Raw genomic sequence first — 21,131 nt, forward strand, 5'->3', positions numbered from 1 at the left:
AATAAAATTCTAAAAAACTAAACCCTAAGCTCTAAAGCTATTAAGATCTAACCTCTGATCATTACTACTCGCTCCGTAAACTTTTTACGGGGTTTGTTAATGCCGCTTTAACCGTTTGGAAACTTACTGTTATAAAGGCCACTGTTAACGCCAGGGCGCCGGCCAAAACAAACACCCACCATTGTATCTCTATGCGGTAGGCAAACTCCTGCAGCCACCTGTGCATAGCGTACCAGGTAACCGGTATGGCTATTAAAACCGATAGGCCAACCAGTTTTAAGAATTGTGCCGACAGCATGCCCGTAATACTGCCTGATGAAGCGCCCAATACTTTGCGGATACCGATCTCTTTAACCCGCTGGCGAATGCTGAATGCCGATAAGCCAAACAAACCAAGGCTTGCAATTATAACTGCCAGTATGGCGAATGACGTGAATATTTTACCTGTGCGTGCCTCGGCTACATATAGCTGGGCAAATTGGTCATCTAAAAAAGTATAACTAAAAGGCGCGTCGGCATGGTATTCATTCCATTGGTTTTCGATGCTTGTAACCAGGCCATGCATATCGGCTGTTTTAACTTTTACAATGATAGAACCATTGCTGTTGCCAAAAAGCATCATTAAAGGGGCTATTTTTTGCTTTGCAGATGAGTATTGAAAATCTTTAATAACACCTACTATATTAAATTCGCGCTGGCCGGAACGGACGATGGTTTTGCCAATCGGGTCGGTTTTATCAAGGCCAAGTTCATGTATAGCTGTTTCATTAACCAACACACCTGTAGAATCTGCTTTTGAACCTGCAATAAAATTGCGCCCGGCAGCCATTTTCATGCCCATAGTGGGTATATAATTTTCATCAATATGATAGATGTTAGCATGTATCTCACTGTGGCCGGTACTGTTGGTGGTCGATTTTAGGTAGATCTGTGTGCCATCGCTCACCCTAACAGGTACATCGTTTGTAATGGTTGCGTTTACAATGCGTTTATCCTGTAATAACTGATTCTTAAACGGAACAATATTGTTTTTTAAGGTGTAGGTATCGTTTATCACCAAAACCTGTTCTTTATCGTAACCAAGTTTTTTATTCTGCATAAAATGCAGCTGCTGGTAAACAATGAATGTGGCGATGATAAATGCCGTTGATATAAAGAACTGGAAAACTATTAACCCGCTGCGCAGCAGGCTGCGATTGTTTTGCGTGCTGCCATTTCCTTTTAATACACTCAGTATTTTAAATGATGAGATAAAAAACGCGGGATAAATACCAGCCGCTATACCTACTATTAAAGCTATCAATAACTCGACAATTATGGCTTTATAATTAAGGTAGAACAACATGCTGATGTTTTTACCCGATACGCCGTTAAAATATGGCAGTAAAAGGTACACGAGTGCCAGGGCAAACCCCATGGCAAGGGTTGTTAAAAATACAGATTCGGTAAGGAACTGTGATATGAGGCTATTTTTTAATGACCCCAATACTTTGCGGATACCTACTTCTTTTGAACGTTTTGCAGATGCAGCGGTAGACAGGTTGGTAAAGTTTATACAAGCCAGCAGCAATATAAAAATTGCCAGTGCGCCAAATATATAAATGTAGTTGATATCGCCGTTAGCCTCGCGCTCGTACTTGGTGTGCGAATGCAGGTGGATATCTGTTACCGGCTGTAAGGTGAACAGGAAAGTACTGACCGATTTTTGCGCTTCGGCCAGGCTTACGCCCATATCGCGCTGTATCTCAGGTACCACATACTTGGCCACCAGTTGCGGGAACTGCGCCTGCAACTTTTTAGGGTCGGCATTTTTGTTGAGTAACAGGTAGGTATAGAAACCAACGTTGCTCCAGGTTTGTTGCCTGCCTGCGGTATAAGTGATCATGCTGGCAAAACCATCCGCATGGAAATGTGAATTATCGGGCACCTTATCAATAACACCGGTAACCTTCATGGTTTTATCACCTACTATCAGCATTTTGCCAAGGGCTAACGCATCGCCAAAATACTTTTTGGCCGTTGCTTTGGTAAGCACTATGGTATTGGGTTCGGCGAGGCTGTTTTTCGCATCGCCTTCCAGCAACGGGATAGAGAACACCTGCAGAAAGTTTGCATCCGCCATAACCAGATTGCTTTCTTTAAACTGTTGGTCGGCGGCTTTTACAAACAGGGGCTGCAGGCTTGACATACGTGTAAACGCAGCTACCTCCGGGAAAGCATTTTTTATACCCTCGCCCACGGCTATATCCACAATAGGGTAACTATCTGTACCAACCGAGCCTACTGTGCCCAGGTTTACCCGGTAAAGTTGTTTGGCATTAGCCGAATAGGTATCATACGTTAGCTCCTGGTACAAGTAGCCGCTTATCAGCATACAGCAAGCCAGCCCTATAGCCAGGCCAAACATATTTATGAACGAGAATACCCTGTTTTTGGTAAGGCTTCTCCAGGCAATGGTCAGATAATTTTTTATCATAATTTATTCATTAGGTCATTCGGTAATTGAGTTATTGCGGCCTAAAGATGGCCTAACGACTCGATGATCGATGACAGATTTATTCAGAACGTAAACTCTTCACGGGGCTTGCCAGCGCGGCCTTTATTGCCTGATAGCTAACTGTTGCAATGGCAATAATTACCGTAATTAAACCGGCAAGAGCCAGCATCCACCAGCTTATAGTAATACGGTATTCAAATTTTTGCAACCATTTATTCATGGCCCAGATAGATACCGGTATAGCTAACACAATGGCAATAGCTACAAGCTTTAAAAAATCTTTTGATAAGAGGCCGGCAAGGTTTACCACACTTGCGCCTAATACCTTGCGCACACCTATTTCTTTAACGCGCTGCTCGGCGGCATAAGCTGCCAAACCAAACAAGCCAAGGCATGATATGATGATGGCCAGGCCACCAAATAAGTTTGATAATGTAGCAAGCAATTGCTCGTTCTGGAATTTCTTTTCAAAATCGCTGTCAACAAACTTAACAGTTGGCGGGTATGCAGGGTTAAATGTTTTAAGGGCTTTGTTTATAGCAGCTATGTTAGCGCTGATGCTCTTGTTTTGGTTTAAACGCAAATCGATAGTAGCACCGCCGTTACCGCCGTAACTGGTTAACATAGGGCGTGTTTTTTCATACGGAGATCCCCAAACAAAGTCTTTATAAACACCAATAATAGTAACCTGGGTATCACCCCATTTAATAAGTGAACCAACCGGGTTTTTAAATTTCATCACCTTAGCGGCCGATTCGTTTATCATAACAGATTTGCCCGAAGTATCTGCCGGGTAAGCAGGCGAAAATTCACGCCCTTCTATCAGTTTAACACCTGCAGTTTTTACAAAATCGTTACCTACGCTAAACACGTCAAACAGGATGGTTTCGTCATCGCGTTTGCCCGGCCAGCTTACACCCCATGTATTATTGCCATCTTCAGTAATACTTTGCGATAAGGTAGTGCCATTGGTAACTATGCCATCGGTTTTTAACTGGTTTATTAAAATATCGCTATTTTTTTTCAGATCGCCTTCAATAGGTATCTCAACAAGGTTGTTCTTATCAAACCCTGTAGATTTTTCCTGCACAAATTTTATCTGCCGATAAATACAGATGGTAGCGGTTATTAAAAATACAGCAAAGCCAAATTGTACAACAACAAGTACTTTGCGTAATGGTAATGCCGAGCTACCGCCTTTAAACATCCCCTTAAGCACTTTTATGGGCTCAAATGATGAAAGATAAAATGCGGGATAGCTACCGGCAAGCACACCTGTAAACAGGCCTATACCTATGATGGCTCCCCAGGTTAATAAGCTGCTATAAGGTATGGCTAATTGTATACCCAATAAATTGTTAAAATAAGGCAAGGAAATAATAACGATACCAATAGCAACTGCCGTGGATAATAACGACAAAATTACCGACTCGGTAATAAATTGGCTGATAAGCGATGCCCTGTTTGAGCCGATAGCCTTGCGGATACCAACCTCTTTGGCGCGCTCCTCTGAACGGGCGGTGCTTAGGTTCATGAAATTTACGCAGGCAACCAGCAAAATACAAATAGCCAGGGTGATGAACAGTTTTATCTGGTCTATCATCCCTCCTACGGCTTTACCTTCAACAAATTCCGAATACAGGTGGAGCTTTTTAAAAGGATAAAGAAACAACTGGTTCTTGTTACCATCGTTATGCCTTTCTACCATGTTTTTCATGATGTTGTTGGCCTTACCTAAAGCCGATGGATCTTTTAATTGTACAACAGTACGGGCAAAGTTGCTGCCCCAGGTCGCATTTTTTGCCCAGGCGTTCGAATCCTCAAACATCACCCAGGGCAAAACAAATTCAAACTGAAAGGTAGCATTTGCCGGTACATCATCAATTACACCGGTAACCGTTAGCGGTAACTGGTTGTTGCGTTTTACGATCTTGTTCATCGGGTCTTCATCACCAAAAAGGGTTTTAGCCAGTTTTTGGGTAATGATGATAGCGTTTGGCGATTTTAAAGCGGTTGATGCCGAACCCTTAATAAAGTGGTAGGAGAATATATCGAAGAAGCCATCATCGGCAAACATGCCCGCTTTTTTAAAGCTATTGTTCTTGTAGGTAAGTAAACCTTCGGCAGTGTAGGTGATAGTTCTTACTGCCCGTACAGCATCGGGTATTTCGGTTTTAATGGTTGCCGCCGCCAACCTTGGTGTAGACGCAAAGGTGTAAATTTTACCATCGCCGGGCTGGTTATTTTCAACAAGGTATATGTTGTCTATATTTTTAAATTGCTTATCGTAGTTAAGATGGTATGTTACGTATAACAGCAAAAGCAGGCAACTTGCCATACCTAATGCCAAACCACCTGCGTTAATTAATGAAAAGCCTTTATGCTTGGCTATATTTCGCCAGGCAATTTTTAAATAGTTCTTAAACATATACTCTGTTTTTAGTGTGTGCTGTTTTTTAGTTTGATGATACATTAACAGTACCGTCTCCGCGTACCTGAACCAATGGGCCACCACCGTTTAATTTGCCTACAATGGCTTCTTTTTCTTTACGGCCGCTAAAATCAGAATTGGTAACGTTAAGGCGCACGTTATCGCCGCGCAGGTCAAGGTCTACACCTTGTTTTGGTATTGTAAGGTCAACATGGCCCGAGTTGCCATCAAGCTTAACGTATTTGCCTATCTTGTTCATTTGTACATGGATGCCTCCTGCGCTTGTAGAAGCATCAACGCTGCCAGAAATACCGGTAAGATTTACGCTGCCGCCCGATGTGCCGGTTACCAGCTCGCCTTCTATATTATTGCCCTTAACACTGCCGCCGCTGGTTTGCGCGTTGATATTGCCGTAAAGGTTTGTTAAACTTAATGAGCCGCCGCTGGTTTCTAATTTTATAATACCCTGGCAGTCTGCCGCGGTGATACTGCCGCCACTGGTTTCCATATCGATGGATGGCTTTGTGTTTGATACTGTGATACTGCCGCCGCTGGTTTCTCCTTTTACTGCGCCCATTACCTTATCTACGCTGATACTGCCGCCACTGGTTTCAAAGTTTTGCGTGCCTGTAAGGTTATCCAGGTGGATGCTGCCGCCGCTGGTATTGAGGTTGGTAGCAGCCTCCTTATTTACATAAATTTTGAAGCCGATACTTAATGATTTGTTGCCCCAGTTTAGGCTGCGGCGGGGTTTTGCGGTAGCATGCAATTCCCCATTATGGATGTCAATATTAAGGATGTAATTTTCTTCCAGGCGCTTTTTGATCTCTTCTTTGCTTAATTCCCCAATCCTGTTGCCGCTTACATAAACATCTATATGTGGCTGTTGTCCGGCTTCGCCGCTCACAGATATACTGCCGCCGCTGGTATTTACAAATACACGCTTAATACCATCGTTAGCTAATGAGCGGGTATAGTATGGTATTTTATTGTCCTGTGCCGATGCAAGGCAAGCGGGTGCTGCCATTAATAATATAAGAAAGTACTTTTTCATGTTATGTTTGTATTTATAATAAGACCACCTTTATGTGGTATAGGTTGCATGTGTTTTATTTTTGTTTGAGGTTATAGTTACTCGCTTCTTAAGCTTTTTACCGGGTTGGTTAATGCAGCTTTTATTGACTGTAAGCTTACAGTTGCCAGTGCTATTAAAGCAGCGCCGCCACCTGCCAGTAAAAATACCCACCAGTTAATACTGATCTTGTAAGCAAAATCCTGCAGCCATTTATCCATGGCAAACCAGGCAATAGGGCTGGCTATAACAATTGCTATAAGTACTAACTTCATCAAATCGGTTGATAGCAGTTTTACAATGCTGGTTACACTCGCACCCAATACCTTGCGGATACCAATTTCTTTAACTCGCTGCTCGGCAGTAAACGTAACCAGGCCAAACAAGCCAAGGCAGGCAATGCTGATGGCCAGTATGGTGAATATCAGCAAAATGGTTCCCTGTTTTTGTTCGGTTTGGTACTGTGCCGCAAAATTTTGGTCAAGAAAATGAAACTCGGCTTTGTTCTCAATATCAAACCTGCTGTATGTTTTTGAAATATAATCTAAAGATGCCTGTACGTTTCCCCGGGCAATACGTACATATAAATTGTCCTTATCCTTTGCTTCAGCAGGGAGTTCCATGGTCATGGGGGCAATTTTGTGCTGTAGCGAATAGGTGTTAAAATCTTTCACCACACCTACAATAGTTTGGGTAATTACCTTGCCATCCTTATCAACACCGGTGCGTACACGGCGGCCAACCGCGTCTTTCCAGCCCAGTTCTTTAACCAGGGTTTCGTTCACCAATATAGCATCGGTAACATCACTTGGGCTATTTTTTGCAAAGTTGCGGCCACCTGCCATTTTTATCTGCATAGTGGGGATAAAATCCTCGTCTATCTGCAGGTTTTGTACAATCTTCGATTCGGATGTGGGTTTGCCATCGGCGCCCAGGTTAAAATCGCCGCCACCTATGTTGTTATTGCCTATTGGGTTACCAGCCACGCCTACAGCCTCAATGGCTGGGTTTAGCAATAGCTGTTGTTTTAAAGCATCTACCTTGCCCCTAATATCGCGGTTATTGATGTGGAAGGTAAGCGTTTGCGCCTTGTTGAAACCCAGGTCGCGTTTCTGAAAGTAATTTAATTGCTGATAAATGATAAATGAACCGGCTATCATCACTATGGTGATCACAAATTGAAACACCACTAACGATTTGCGTAACAAGATGGTTGAGAGCTTGTTACCCAGCTGCCCCTTCATAGCCGGGATAGTTTTAAAGCCCGAAAGGAACAATGCCGGATAGATACCGCTTAAGATGCCTGCCACTAAGCTAAAGCCAATAAAGGCGATAGTGGTTTTTACCGTACCAAACTGCAGCAACACTAAATTTTTGCCCGACAACTGGTTAAACGCCGGCAGTACAAATTGAATAATAGTTGCGGCTAAAACAGTTGAAATAAAGGTTAGCAAAATACACTCGGCAAAGAACATGATCATGAGCTGCGTCCTGTCAGATCCTATTACCTTGCGCACACCAATTTCTTTAATACGGATAGATGACCGTGCTGTGGTAAGATTTACATAGTTGATGATGGCAATAAATAATATCAGTAAAGCTGTAATGCTGAACACATATATGTAGGTGATATTGCCATTTGAGCCCAATTCGTAGCTTAGGTTAGAGCGCAGGTGAATATCTGTTAAGGGCTGCAATTGCAGCGTAAACTTCATTGGCCCCAAATCGTTTTTAATGTGTTTGTTGAAGAAGTTATCGCCGGCGGCTTCAATTTTCTTGTAGTCGTTATGATCTTTTAATAGCAAGTAGGTGTATAGGTTTGAATTACCCCAGTTACTGCCATAACCTGCGGTGTAATCGGCCGGTAAAGCGCGTAATGCTTTAAAAGTGAAATGAGAGTTTACCGGCACATCTGCAATTATGCCGGTTACAGTTGCGGGCTGATCGCCAAGGGTAACGGTTTTATTGAGCGCTTCGGCCGCATCGCCAAAAATATTTTCGGCAAGTGTTTTAGTGAGTACAATAGTTTGTGGTTTTACTAAAGCGTCTTTAGCATCGCCGTATAAAAACTGGTAACTGAATATATTAAAAATGCTGTTATCGGCAAACAGTATGCTGCCTTCGTTGATGGTTTTATCGCCATAAATGATCTTGCTGCCGCCTTCGGGATCAATCCGGCATGCATCAACCACCTGCGGGAACTCCGATTTTAAAGTTGGCGCGTATGGCGATGAGGTAACCGCCAGGTCGAACTTACCACCATTCCACTGCCCGTGCTGCGCAACGCGGAAAATACGGTCGGCTTTGGTATTATAGCGGTCATAGCTCAACTCGTCGGTAACGTATAGGGTAATCAGCCAAAAAGCCGCTATACCCATAGCCAGCCCGAATATATTGATGAATGAGAATGATCTATGTTTTTGCAGGTTTCTCCACGCTATTTTGAAATAATTTCTGATCATGGCGATTATTGTTTGATACAATAAACTTAAAACAAATGCCACATATATAAATAATTGATTATTAATTATTTATATATGTGGCAGCCATAACAATGCGTACGCAAGCGTAACAGTATGTGTTCGGTTATGATACAGTATTGTAAAGACATAAGAGTAAAGAGTAAAGAGTAAAGAGTAAAGAGTAAAGAATCAAGAGCCAAGACAGAGGTATTTTTTTGTCTTGGCTCTTGATTCTAATATCTCTTGTCTCTATTCCGACCGTAAACTCTTTACCGGGTTGGCTACAGCTGCCTTAATAGCCTGGAAACTTACGGTGATAAAGGCTATCATTACAGATATTATACCTGCCAGTATAAACACCCACCATTGCAGCTCAACGCGGTAGGCAAAGTTTTGCAGCCATATATTCATTAGCCACCATGCAAGTGGTGACGCTATAACCAGGGCCACAATTACCAATACAACAAAATCTACTGATAAAAGCGATACAATGCCCGATACTGTAGCTCCCAATACTTTACGGATGCCTATCTCCTTCCCGCGCTGCTCGGCAGTAAAAGCAGCCAGGCCAAATAAGCCCAGGCAAGAAATAATTACAGCGATTATGGCAAATACCGACATTAAGCCCGATGATTTAGCATCACTTCGATACATGTTATCAAACTCCTGATCGACAAACTTATATGAAAATGGTTCTCCCGGAAAGTTTTCCTTCCATATTGCTTCTGCTGCTGTAATAGCATCCCTTTGTTTATGGGCGGCTACCTTTACCTGGATATTTGTACACCATTCATCTGCGCTTTTTATAACCAGCGGGGTTATTTTTTCATGGAAGCTGCGGAAGTTAAAATCCTTAACAATACCTATTACACGCCCTGTATCGCCTTGCGCTATAAAACGCTGGCCTATATAGGGTTTGTGCAGGTTAAACTCGCGCGCAGCGGTCTCGTTCAATATAACATTGTGTTTATCTGAATTACCCTGCAAAAACCATCTGCCCATGGCCATTTTAAGGTTTACAATATTTGTATAATCATAATCAACACTCATAAATGTAATGGGTGGCACAAAGTCCGCCGGGCGACCATCCCAATCGTTACTGCTGCCTGATGATGAGCTATTATTGTTAAGTACCGATTCAAAATTAGTGAGCGAGACAGACTCAATAGCGGCTTGCGATAACAGGCTTTGTTTAATGGTGGTCATAAAGGTTGCCCGTTGCTTATCGTTAAATTTTTTTATCAGGTTGTATGACACATCGAATGACATTACCTGTTCGCGGTTATACCCCTGGTTATGGTTACGGATAAATGCTAACTGGCGATATATGGTTATTACACCAACAATTAAAAATATCGAAAACGTAAATTGTACAACAACCAGGGCTTTGCGCAGCGCTACATCTTTTAAACGCAGCACACTTGTGCCCCTAAAAGTATTTAAGGGCTTAAATGACGATAATAGTAAAGCCGGATAAATACTATTTAAAACAATTGTACCAAGCAGCGTAGCCAGCAATATTATCCATAAATAACCGGAGGTTACCGATAACGAAAAGTTGCGATCAGTAAAGCTGTTGAATGATGGCAGGCATGCTGTTACAATAATTATAGTTAATACAAGTGCCATAACGCTCACCAATGCCGACTCGGCTACAAACTGCATAAAAAGCTGTGACCTATCGGCTCCAACAATTTTTTTAACGCTCACCTCTTTTGCCCTTAAACTTGCACGTGCCGTTGTAAGGTTGACATAATTGATGCAGGCTATAAGCAATAATAGCACACCAAGAATAACAAATATGTAAACTACTTTTTTATCGCCGTGTATAATGCTTGAATGTTGCAGGTCATTTTCAAAATGGAGTGAAGTTAAAGGCGTTAAACCAATCTCAAGGTTCTTTTCCTTGCGGTTGGCTTCGAGTATGCCTTTAATTTTGCCGGAAACCGTTTTAAGGTTTGTGCCCGGGCGTATTTTTAAAAAGGTAAGGTAATTAAAATTACCCCATTGTAGCATGTTCTTGCGCCCATTAGCATCCATAAACCTTGCAGCAACCGGGATGTAAGCATCAAACTTAAAACTTGAATTTGCAGGGGCATCTTTTATAATGGCCTGCACCTGGTAGTTGTTAGAATCTATTTTGATGGTCTTGCCTATCGCATCCTGGTTAGCAAAATATTTTTTCGCTTTGCTTTCTGACAATATGATACTAAAAGGGTGCTGATTAAATGCAGCAGTGTTACCGCTTACAAAATCGCTTTTAAATATATCAAACCATTTCTCATCAACATAAGCCGCTTTTTCTTCCGGGAAAAACTCACCATTAATGTTAAAATAAACAGGCTCATAAGTTACCGGCATTATACGGGCTACCGTTTCTACCTCGGGCAATTGTTTTTTAACCGCCTCCCCAACCTGATAAGGCGAAGTTTCCCATATCCAGGTAGTGGTTTTATCTAACGACAGATAGTTTTTTATCCGGAAGATATTAGCGGCATCGGGCACGTGCTTATCAAAGCTTAATTCGTTTTGTACCCATATAAATATGAGCACTGCAGCAGCCATACCAACAGATAAGCCGGCTATATTAATAAAACCGGTTACCCTGTGTTTCCAAAAATTCCTCCACGCGTGTTTGAAGTGGTTTTTTAGCATATAGTTTTCAGTTAATAGTTTCATATTAATGTCCATAGGCGATAGATTACTATCGACAATGGACTATCAGGCAATTATTCGCTGCGCAAGCTTTTAACCGGGTTTGCCGTAGCTGCCCGCATGGTATTAAGGCTTACTACTATCAGCGTTAAAAATAATATCAATGCCCCTACAGCTGCAAATAGCCAAATACTAATAGTAATATGATAGGCATACTTTTGCAGCCAGTTATTCATTAAATACCAGGTTAAAGGCACTGCTATTAAAAAGGCTATGGCAACCAGCTTTAAAAACTCAGTTGATATGAGCATTAACAGTTGCTGTACAGTTGCCCCCATTACTTTACGTACACCTATCTCGCGGAAACGTTTCTCGATAGTAAAAGATGCCAGCCCTGCCAGCCCTATACAGCATATAAATATGGCCAGCCCCGCAAAGATGTTGGTAATGCGACTGATCAACTCTTCGGTAACAAACTTTTTGCCGAATTCCTGGTCTACAAAGCGGTATTCAAATAAATTTTGCGGGTTATATTTTTTGAAAATGGGTTCCATCGCCTTAATACCGGCCTGCGGGTTTATACCATCTTTAAACCGTACGTTAACCATGCTTGAACTATTTGGGTCGTAATAGATCATCAACGGCTCTACCGGGTCATACGGCGATGCCATAACCACATTGTCTATCACCCCTGCAACGGTATATTTTTTACCATAGCGCATTTCCATACCTACCGGGTTCTTTAACTTCATGGCTTCCACTGCGGCTTTATTCAGCAACATCACTGCCGAATCGCCGGGCGTTTGCTTAAAGTCGCGGCCTTGTATTATTTTAATACCCATGGTTTTTGTAAAATCAACATCGGCATTTAGGCCCGAAAATATAATATCGCCGTTGGCCGCTTTCCCGTCGTAATCTGGCGAGCCCGACTTCCACCAGATCTCTGTTATGGGTGATGATGTGCGGGTTACTGCGCTTACCAGGTTTGTGTTAAGCAGGTCCTGCTTAATGGCGGCATAACTTTTATCAATATCGTTTGATGATGGCACCATAACCAGGTTATTGGGATTGTACCCAATGCTGCGATCTTTGATATGCTGTATTTGCTGATAAACAATAATGGTGGCTGATATGAGCAGTATCGACATTACAAACTGCCCAACCACCAGTATGCGCCTTGGTAATACGGCTGCTTTACCGGCGGCAAACGTGCCTTTTAACACCTTAACCGGGTTAAATGATGATAGGTACAGAGCGGGGTAACTGCCCGCTACAATGCCTGTAAACAGGATAATAGCGATAGACCCTAAAACAAAAAATGGCTCAATAATATTCAGGTGCAGGTTCTTGTTCACTAATGAATTAAATAGCGGCATCATTAAATACACCGTTATTACCGATAGTACAAATGCGATGAGCGCCAATATGATAGATTCAAAGAAGAACTGAGTGATAAGCTGTTTTTTGTCAGACCCTAAAGTTTTACGGATGCCTACCTCCTTGGCGCGTTTCTCTGAGCGGGCTGTACTCAGGTTCATGAAATTTACGCAGGCAATAAGCAATATAATAATGGCTATGATGGTAAACATGCGTACATACTCTATCATCCCCCCTACGTTTTTGCCATCCTTCCATTCGCTGTATAAGTGCCACTTATTCATGGGGAAGGTATAGTAAGTACTTATTTTGTCGCCCTTAGAATGGTCGTGTTTTACCTTATCGATATATTTATCAATTGCAGCCATGTTGGCGTTAGGTGTGGTTTGCACAAATACGTTATGCGACGAGCCACCCCACTCTTTCATGCGGTTTTTTACATAATCTGATGTGTAATCAAACGGCTCGATAAAATCAAATTTAAAGGTAGAGTTGCCCGGAGGATCGGCTAAAACGGCAGCTATCTTAAAACTTTGCTGGTTATCTAACCTTACCATTTTATTCATCGGCTCATCGTTGCCAAAAAATGCTTTAGCGGCCGACTCTGTTATGATGATGGATTTTGGATCTTTTAAAGCTTCGGTAGGGTTACCTTTAAGTACTTTAAAGGTAAAAATGTTAAAAAACTGCTCGCTCGCAACGTAAAGGTCTTTTTTAAGTTTAATATTATTGTACTCCACCAGGTGCGATTCCTGGTGCGAGGTAACCACTGTCCTCAATATTTGCGGGTTACCGCCCTCCAGTGTTTTAGCCAGTGGCAGCACCATATTGGGGTCGGTAAAGATGGTGGGCTTAAAATCGCGCGTAGCCATTACCTGGTAAATATTGTTGTGATTGGTGTGGAACTTATCAAAGGCCACCTCATCCTTCACCCATAAAAAAATGAAGATAGTACAGGTCATACCAATAGTAAGGCCCAGTATGTTGGTTACCGAAAAGCCCTTGTTCCTGATCAGGTTTCTCCAGGCAATTTTTACATAGTTTTTGATCATTGTGATAAGTTTTAGGTCGTCCTATTTTACCATTTTATTCGCTGCGTAAACTTTTAACCGGATTTGCCAGCGCTGCTTTTATAGATTGTATGCTGATTGTCGCCAGGGCAATAAGTGTTGCACCGCCTCCGGCAAACAGGAACACCATCCAGCCTATATTTATTTTGTAGGCATAATCCTGCAGCCAGCTGTTCATGGCAAACCAGGCAACCGGCATGGCAATAATAATAGCTACAACAATAAGCACCATAAACTCGGTTGCCAGCAGGCCTATAATTTTGGCTACGCTTGCGCCAAGAACCTTACGGATGCCAATTTCTCTTGTTTTTACCTGCGCCGAATAGGTAGCCAGGCCAAACAAGCCCAGGCATGATATTATGATGGCTATGGCCGAAAACAGGTTAAACAACGCCCCCTGTTTTTGATCGGTAGTATACAGTTTGGTATAGCTTTCATCTAAAAACGCGTAGTTGAAAGGGATATCATTGTTATACCTTTTCCACTGTGTTTGGGCGGCTGCAATTGCCTTTTGGGCATCGCGGCCGGTTGTTTTTATATATACGCGCCAGCAATAATCAGGCTGATACTGGAAAACGGCAGGCTCTATTTTTTTATGTACCGTTGTAAAATTAAAATCTTTAACTACCCCTATTATAGTGCCCGGCCGGGTTTGTATACGCAGGCGTTTCCCTACAATTGGTGCTTTAAGCCCCATCTCTTTCACGGCAGTTTCATTGATCAGGAAGTGAGCTGAATCGGCAACGGTACCGGTAAAGTTGGCCCCTTCAATAATTTTCATTTTAAAGAAGGGGATCATGTCCTTATCGGCATAGATCTGGTTAAACCACATGTTGGAGTTTGCCGGTTTACCATCCCAATCGTTATCGCCGGTAGAGCTGCCATCGGTAACAATATTACGCCCCGCACGTGTTACCGCCAGTATTGCAGGGTTTTTTAGCAGCTCGTTCTTTATAACATCAAAATGCTTGGGCATATCGGCACGCAAACTGAAGGATAAAATATTCTCTTTATCGTAACCCAGGTTTTTATTGCGGATAAAACTTAACTGGTTACCAATAACCAAGGTTCCGATGATAAGTACTATGGATACCGCGAACTGCACCACAACCAGCACCCTCCTGAAAGCAACATTACCAATACCAATTGATACTTTGCCCTTAAGTGCTTTTAACGGCTCGAACGATGATAACAGCAACGCCGGGTAAATGCTTGAAGCTGCCAGCGTACCTGATAAGGTAGCCGCAATGCACACCCAGATATTATAGTTTTGCAGATCGAAAGCAATCTGTTTACCCGAGAACTGGTTGAAATATGGCAACAACACGTACATCAGTATAAAAGCAAACACCGCAGCTATTACAAACAGCAAGGCCGTCTCTACCATAAACTGAATAAAAAGCTGCAGTTTACCAGCGCCTATAATTTTACGCATGCTCACCTCTTTTGCGCGCAGCATTGAGCGCGCGGTTGAAAGATTTACATAGTTAATACAGGCGATCACCAGTATCATTAAAGCAACTATAGCGAAAGTGCGCACGGTTGAAAAACCACCGTCGGTGCCATCTGCTTTGTACAGGTGCATTTTTAACAGTGGCTGGGTAAGATAAGGTACCGGTGCATCTTCGGGTTTATTACGCTCGTGTATAGCCTGCATCTTTTTCTCTAACGCAGCCGTGTTTACGTTTCCTTTTACTAATAAATAGGTTTCAAACCCAAAGTTTGACCAATCGGCATCCATGGATGGCACCACGGTTTTGTTATCGTAGCTTTTTTTATTTTTTACGTAAGCCAAATAGTTAAACCTTGAAGCAGGCATCAATACGTGGTATTGGAAGGTGGAGTTGGCGGGGTAATCGGGTATTACGCCGGTAACTTTGTTCTGCTCATCCTGCCCGGTTATGACTATTTTGCCAATCGGATCTTCGTTGCCGAAGTACTTTTTAGCAGTGCCTTCGGTTATAACTATTGAACTATTATCGGGGAAAGGGTTACGTTTATCGCCTTTTATCAGGTTAAAATCAAACATCGTAAAGTACGATGGATCTACAAAGGCAAAATTGGTCTCGTAAAATACCTTATCTTTATATTTAAAGGGCGCGTCGCCAAGCGGCATTATGCGCACCGCATCCTTAACCTCGGGGATCTCGCTTTTAGCAAAAATTGCCACCGGGGCTATAATGTGGTTAAATATCTGCTTGCTAATGCCCGTACCGCCTACAATGCCTACTTTATAAATACTGGTGGCATTTTTATTGAATTTATCAAAGCTCAGCTCATCCTGCACCCAAAGCAGCATAAACAGGCCCACAACAAGGCCTACAGTTAAACCGGCTACGTTTATAGCGGCGTAAAACTTATTGCTTAATATGTTGCGCCAGGCTGTTTTTAAATAATTTTTTATCATGATACTTAAATCCTAAATATTAAATCCCGTTGCTGCAACTCACCTGTGCCACTATTCCCTACTCGCTCCGTAAACTCTCTACCGGGTTTGCCAGCGCAGCTTTTATAGATTGAAAGCTGATGGTAATAAATGCTATTACCAATGCCCCCGCCCCGGCTGATGCAATTACCCACCACTGTATGGTTGTACGGTAAGCAAAATCCTGCAGCCATTTATTCATTACATACCATGCAAATGGCGATGCAATAACTATGGCGATACAAACAAGCTTTATAAAATCTTTTGATAACATGGCTACAATTACGCTTACATCGGCACCCAAAACCTTACGGATACCAATTTCTTTAGTGCGCTGTTCGGCAGCATAAGCGGCCAGGCCAAACAAACCAAGGCAGGCAATAATTATAGCCAGGGATGTGAAAATAATGAAGATCTGCCCTATACGTTGCTCTGACCTGTATGAGGCATCAAAGTCCTGATCCATAAACGAGTAATCGATCTGCACATTGGGCGATAACTGGTTCCATTTATCTTTTATCTGCGCCATAAGGCTGCTGATATTTGAAGGGCTGACACGTATGGCTAAAGCACCGGGGTTTTGGCCATAAGTGAGTACCATTGGCTCAATTTTTTCGCGCAGCGAGTTAAAATGGAAATCTTTAACCACACCAACTATATGGCATTCTTTAACATTTGGCGCACCATCCTTACGGTCGCCGCCTAACGACTGGTAAACTGTTTTATTTACCGGATCGGCAAAGCCCAGAAACTTAGCCGCAGCCTCATTAATGATAATGGCAGAAGAATCGCTCTGCATTTCTTTTGAGAAATTACGGCCGGCAGCCATCTTCATATCCATGGTAGGTATGTAATCGGCATCAATTTCCCAGCTTTGCGGGAATAGCGATTTCTTTTGATCGTAGGTGGCGTCTTTATAATAAATCCGGGTGTTCCTCCAGCCGTTGGTTGGTAAAAAGCCGGTCATGGTGGTATTCTTAACACCCGGTAAACTGGCAAGTTCCTGCTTAAACACTTTGGCCTGCTGGTTTAACTCGCCCGAGTTTTTCACAATTAGCACCTGGTTACGGTTATAGCCCAGGTTTTTGGTTTGTATAAAGTTTAACTGATTGCGAATAACCAGCGTACCTATTATTAGCAGTATGGATACAAAAAATTGGAAAACAACTAAAAAGCTGCGTAAGCCACCGCCTTTAAACCCGGCAGATAACTTCCCCTTCAGCACATCAATGGGTTGGAAAGCTGACAAAAAGAAGGCCGGGTATGAACCGGCTAATGAGCCAACTACCAAAACAACGGCTAATAACGAAGGAACAAGCCATTTAAGTGAATCTACAGTGAGCGTTATTTCTTTGCCTGATAACTGGTTAAAAAATGGTAATAAGGCTGATGCGGCAATTATTGCTATTACGGTGGCAACCAATGTTACCAGAATAGATTCGGCCAGGAACTGAAATATCAGATATTTGCGCGATGAGCCTAAAACCTTACGCACCCCAACCTCGCGCGACCGGTTTGATGAACGGGCAGTACTGAGGTTCATGAAGTTTACACAGGCAATCAGTAATATAAACAGGGCTATGGCCGAAAATATGTAAACATATTGGGTTGTACTGTTTGGGCCTAACTCGCCGCTAAGGTTTGATTTTAAGTGGATATCTGTTAAAGCGGTAAGGTTCATCCTGAAGTAGCTGCCGCCCTTTTCAAACTGGGCTACGCTCATCCCTAATTCTGATTGCATTTGCGAGCCGCTGAATTTTTGCAATAATGCAGGGAAACTGGCGGCCAATTTTTCATGGTCTTTAGCATTTTTTAATAATACATAAGTATTATAATCGCTTCTTAACCATTCGTTAGAGCGGCTTTCCGGAAATGATTCAAGAGATACGAAAAAATCGAAGTTAAAGTGCGATTGTTTTGGGATATCTTTAATAACCCCGGTTACTTTAAAGTTCTCTTTATCATTAAATAAGATGAATTTACCCACCGCATTTGTGGTATTAAAATATTTTTTGGCAATGCTTTCGGTAATTACAACAGTGCTGGGTTCAAGCAGGGCGGTTTTGGGGTCGCCGCTTATCATAGGCAAGGTAAATACATTAAATATTGATGCATCAGCAAAGGCTATATTGTTCTCTACAATGTTGATGCTGCCCTTTTTAACATGGGTTGTACCCGCTCTTTTTATCCTGGTGGCATCTTCTACGTACGAGTATTCGGCTTTTAATGTTTTGGCCAGCGGCGGCATAGCAACCGAATATTGCACTTTGTTTTCGCCAAGTTTTAGGTCTTCGTTCACACGGTAGATACGCTCGGCCTTGGTGTTGTAGCGGTCGTAACTTAATTCATCAACCACATAAAACACAATGAGCAAACAGGTGGCCAAGCCTAAAGCTAAACCCAATATATTGATAGCGGTAAAACCTTTGTTTTTATAAAGGCTCCTGAAAGCGGTTTTTATATAGTTTTTAAACATAGCTACGTTGTTTAACCAAATAAACTTAAAACCAATGCCACTTACATAAGTAACTAATTATCAAATATTTAAATAAAATACAAATAACACAATACGTACGTAAGCGTAACAGTATATGTACGGTTATGATACAGTTTGATAGGGATACAGGAATCAAGACATAATGAGCCAGGACTAAGTGAGGGCCTTATCTTGTTTCCTGACTCCTGATATCTTACCTCTATTCGCTCCTCAAGCTCTTCACGGGGTTTGCCAATGCTGCTTTCACAGCATGATAGCTTATTGTTAATACCGCTGTTAGTAATGCCATAGCACCCGCAAATAAAAACACCCATACCGGGATGCTGATGCGGTAGGCAAAATTTTGCAGCCAGTTATGCATAGCATACCATGCAACAGGCGATGCTATAATTACCGATAACAGGATAAGCTTTAAAAAATCTGTTGATAATATGGTGGTGATGGTTGCCATACTTGCCCCCAATATTTTACGGATGCCTATTTCTTTGTTGCGTTGCTCAATAGTAAAAGCAGCAAGCCCGAACAGCCCGAGCATAGCCAGTATAATGGTGATATAAGTAAACGTACCAAATATAGATGCCAGCCTGTCTTCGGCTTTGTATTGCTTATCAAAGGCATCATCCATAAAGGTGTAGCTGAACGGGGTATCCTGGTCGTATTTTTTATAGATGTTTTGGATCGACTCGATAATAGACGGTACATTGGTGTGCGGTTTTATCCTTGCAAACAGGTTACAGCCCACCCTGCCCCAGGCAGATGCAGTATCAGAAGCTATTAATAACCCCAGCGGGCCAATAGCGCTTTCCATAGAACTAAAATTAAAATTCTTAACAACACCGGCTACCTCGTATCGGTTACTGCCATTTTTAATAAAGCTGCCAACAGGATTGGCTGGTAAATGCAGATCCTTAATAGCGGTTTCGTTTATCACAACGGTGTATTTATCGGTTAGCTGCTTGTTTGGTGTGGGGGCAAATTTCCATTCTAAACCAAGGGTTGCTATAAATTTATTATCAACAGAAAGCGACGGCAGCGCTATGCTTTCGTCCTTGGTTTTACCATCCATAAACAACATATCGTACCCGCCATACATAGCGTAGTGCGAGGTACCAACATTGCTTATGCCCGCAAGCGCCTGTACATCTTTATTAAATGCCTGGTAGTTTTGGCCTATGCTACTACCAACGGGTATCATCACCACATTTTCGCGGTTTAAGCCGGTATCGGCATGCCTCAGGTAATAAAGCTGCCTGTCTATAATTACACCGCAAATAATTAATCCTACTGCAATACCAAACTGCAACGTAGTGAATACCTTGCGTACAACAGTGCCGCCGGCTTGTTTGCTTGTTTTTCCCTTAAGGGTGATAACCGGTTTAAATGCAGATAGAACTACTGATGGATAGATACCTGAAATTAAGGCTGTTATTAACAACAGCCCAAATAACAGCAACAGCACAAGCGGGCTGTATAAAAACGAATTATCAATTTTTAACTGCAAAACATTCAGGAACCAGGGCTTAAACGCGTAGCATAATAAATAGCCCAGTATAAAAGATAAAAAAGTAAACAAACCCGATTCCACATAAAACTGGGCGGCTATAGTTTTGCGGCTTGCGCCCGATACCTTGCGTACCCCTACTTCTTTGGCACGCAGGGTTGCACGTGCAGTAGTAAGGCTCATGTAATTTACCAAAGCCAGCAATAGTATCAGTATAGCTACTAACGGGAATATTTTAAGATACTTAAGGTTAGACGAATCGCCCCAGTTGTTTTCCAGGTGCAGGCTACCTATTGATGATAGTTTATAATGGGTCTCAAAGTCCGATTTTTCTTTATCGGCCATTTGCTGCAGACCTTTCCGGGTTTTGGCCGTATCTGCCGCATCTTTTAAAAGCAGGAACAGGTTAAATGAACCCGATGCGATACGTTGTTCGCCCATATACTTTTTAGCCTCTTTGGTAGCCATTAAGCTGCTTGCCGATGCTACAAAGTTGTACTCAACCGAGGTGTTTGACGGGGCATTCTCGGCCACACCGGTAACCTGGTAGGTATAGGCGCTATCAGTTTTTAAACGGATAGTTTTGCCAACCGGGTTGGCATCACCAAAGTATTTTTTAGCGATATCTTTTGATATCACTACCGAAAACGGTTTACTAAGTACATCTTTAGCATTACCCGATGCCAGTTTAAAAGTGAAAAAGTTGAAGAAATCAGGGTCGGCAAATACAACTTTTTGCTCAATGTATTTGGTTTCGGGCGTTAAGGGGTTGCTTACTACTATTGGCTTATAATAATTTAAAGTGCGCATGTAGCCATCAACAGCGGGCTGGCTTTGTTTAACCAACGGGCCCGATGCGTAGCTCATGTAATTTAAATTCATGGTGTTGCCGCCAATTTTAACATTGGCCTGCAGCTTATATATCCGTTTAGCATTGGTGTGGAACCTGTCGTAAGTCATTTCATGCGTTACGTATAGCATGATCATCATACAAACGGCTAAACCAACGGCAAGCCCCGTAATATTTATCAAGCTGTAAAGCTTCTGCTTTTGCAGGTTACGAAAGGCAATTTTTAAATAGTTTTTAAACATATCCGTTGATTTTGAAAATTCTAAATACTAAAACCTAAATTCTACAATCATA

Annotated in this window: 9 protein-coding genes; all 9 read right to left on the reverse strand. The window is 42.3% G+C overall.

Translation table 11 applies throughout. The features are described 5' to 3' along the window. Window positions 1-64: 64 nt before the first annotated feature. A complete protein-coding gene (locus tag IDJ75_RS06840) occupies window positions 65-2,476 on the reverse strand; it encodes an ABC transporter permease (RefSeq protein ID WP_191174826.1) in 2,412 nt (803 codons plus the stop codon). A gap of 79 nt (window positions 2,477-2,555) precedes the next feature. After that, window positions 2,556-4,925 (reverse strand): ABC transporter permease, encoded by a 2,370-nt coding sequence (locus tag IDJ75_RS06845; protein ID WP_191174827.1) that lies wholly within the window; start codon window positions 4,923-4,925, stop codon window positions 2,556-2,558. 28 nt (window positions 4,926-4,953) lie between these two features. After that, entirely contained in the window at window positions 4,954-5,982 is a 1,029-nt protein-coding gene (locus IDJ75_RS06850) for a DUF4097 family beta strand repeat-containing protein (protein ID WP_191174828.1), read from the reverse strand. A 77-nt stretch (window positions 5,983-6,059) separates the two neighbouring features. Beyond that, window positions 6,060-8,462, reverse strand: coding sequence for an ABC transporter permease (locus IDJ75_RS06855; RefSeq protein ID WP_191174829.1), 2,403 nt, complete (start codon window positions 8,460-8,462; stop codon window positions 6,060-6,062). Window positions 8,463-8,711: 249 nt separating this feature from the next. Continuing rightward, window positions 8,712-11,141 (reverse strand): ABC transporter permease, encoded by a 2,430-nt coding sequence (locus tag IDJ75_RS06860; protein WP_191174830.1) that lies wholly within the window; start codon window positions 11,139-11,141, stop codon window positions 8,712-8,714. Window positions 11,142-11,191: 50 nt separating this feature from the next. Next, window positions 11,192-13,546, reverse strand: a complete 2,355-nt coding sequence (locus IDJ75_RS06865; RefSeq protein ID WP_191174831.1) for an ABC transporter permease — start codon at window positions 13,544-13,546, stop codon at window positions 11,192-11,194. Between the two features lie 34 nt (window positions 13,547-13,580). Next, a complete protein-coding gene (locus IDJ75_RS06870) occupies window positions 13,581-15,971 on the reverse strand; it encodes an ABC transporter permease (RefSeq protein WP_191174832.1) in 2,391 nt (796 codons plus the stop codon). A 58-nt stretch (window positions 15,972-16,029) separates the two neighbouring features. Then, a complete protein-coding gene (locus IDJ75_RS06875; protein WP_191174833.1) occupies window positions 16,030-18,465 on the reverse strand; it encodes an ABC transporter permease in 2,436 nt (811 codons plus the stop codon). 220 nt (window positions 18,466-18,685) lie between these two features. Then, window positions 18,686-21,079: an ABC transporter permease gene (locus IDJ75_RS06880; RefSeq protein WP_191174834.1), complete on the reverse strand. Its 2,394-nt coding sequence runs from the start codon at window positions 21,077-21,079 to the stop codon at window positions 18,686-18,688. Window positions 21,080-21,131: the final 52 nt, after the last annotated feature.

This window comes from Mucilaginibacter rigui (genome assembly GCF_014773275.1).
GTDB classification, from domain to species: Bacteria; Bacteroidota; Bacteroidia; order Sphingobacteriales; family Sphingobacteriaceae; genus Mucilaginibacter; species Mucilaginibacter rigui_A.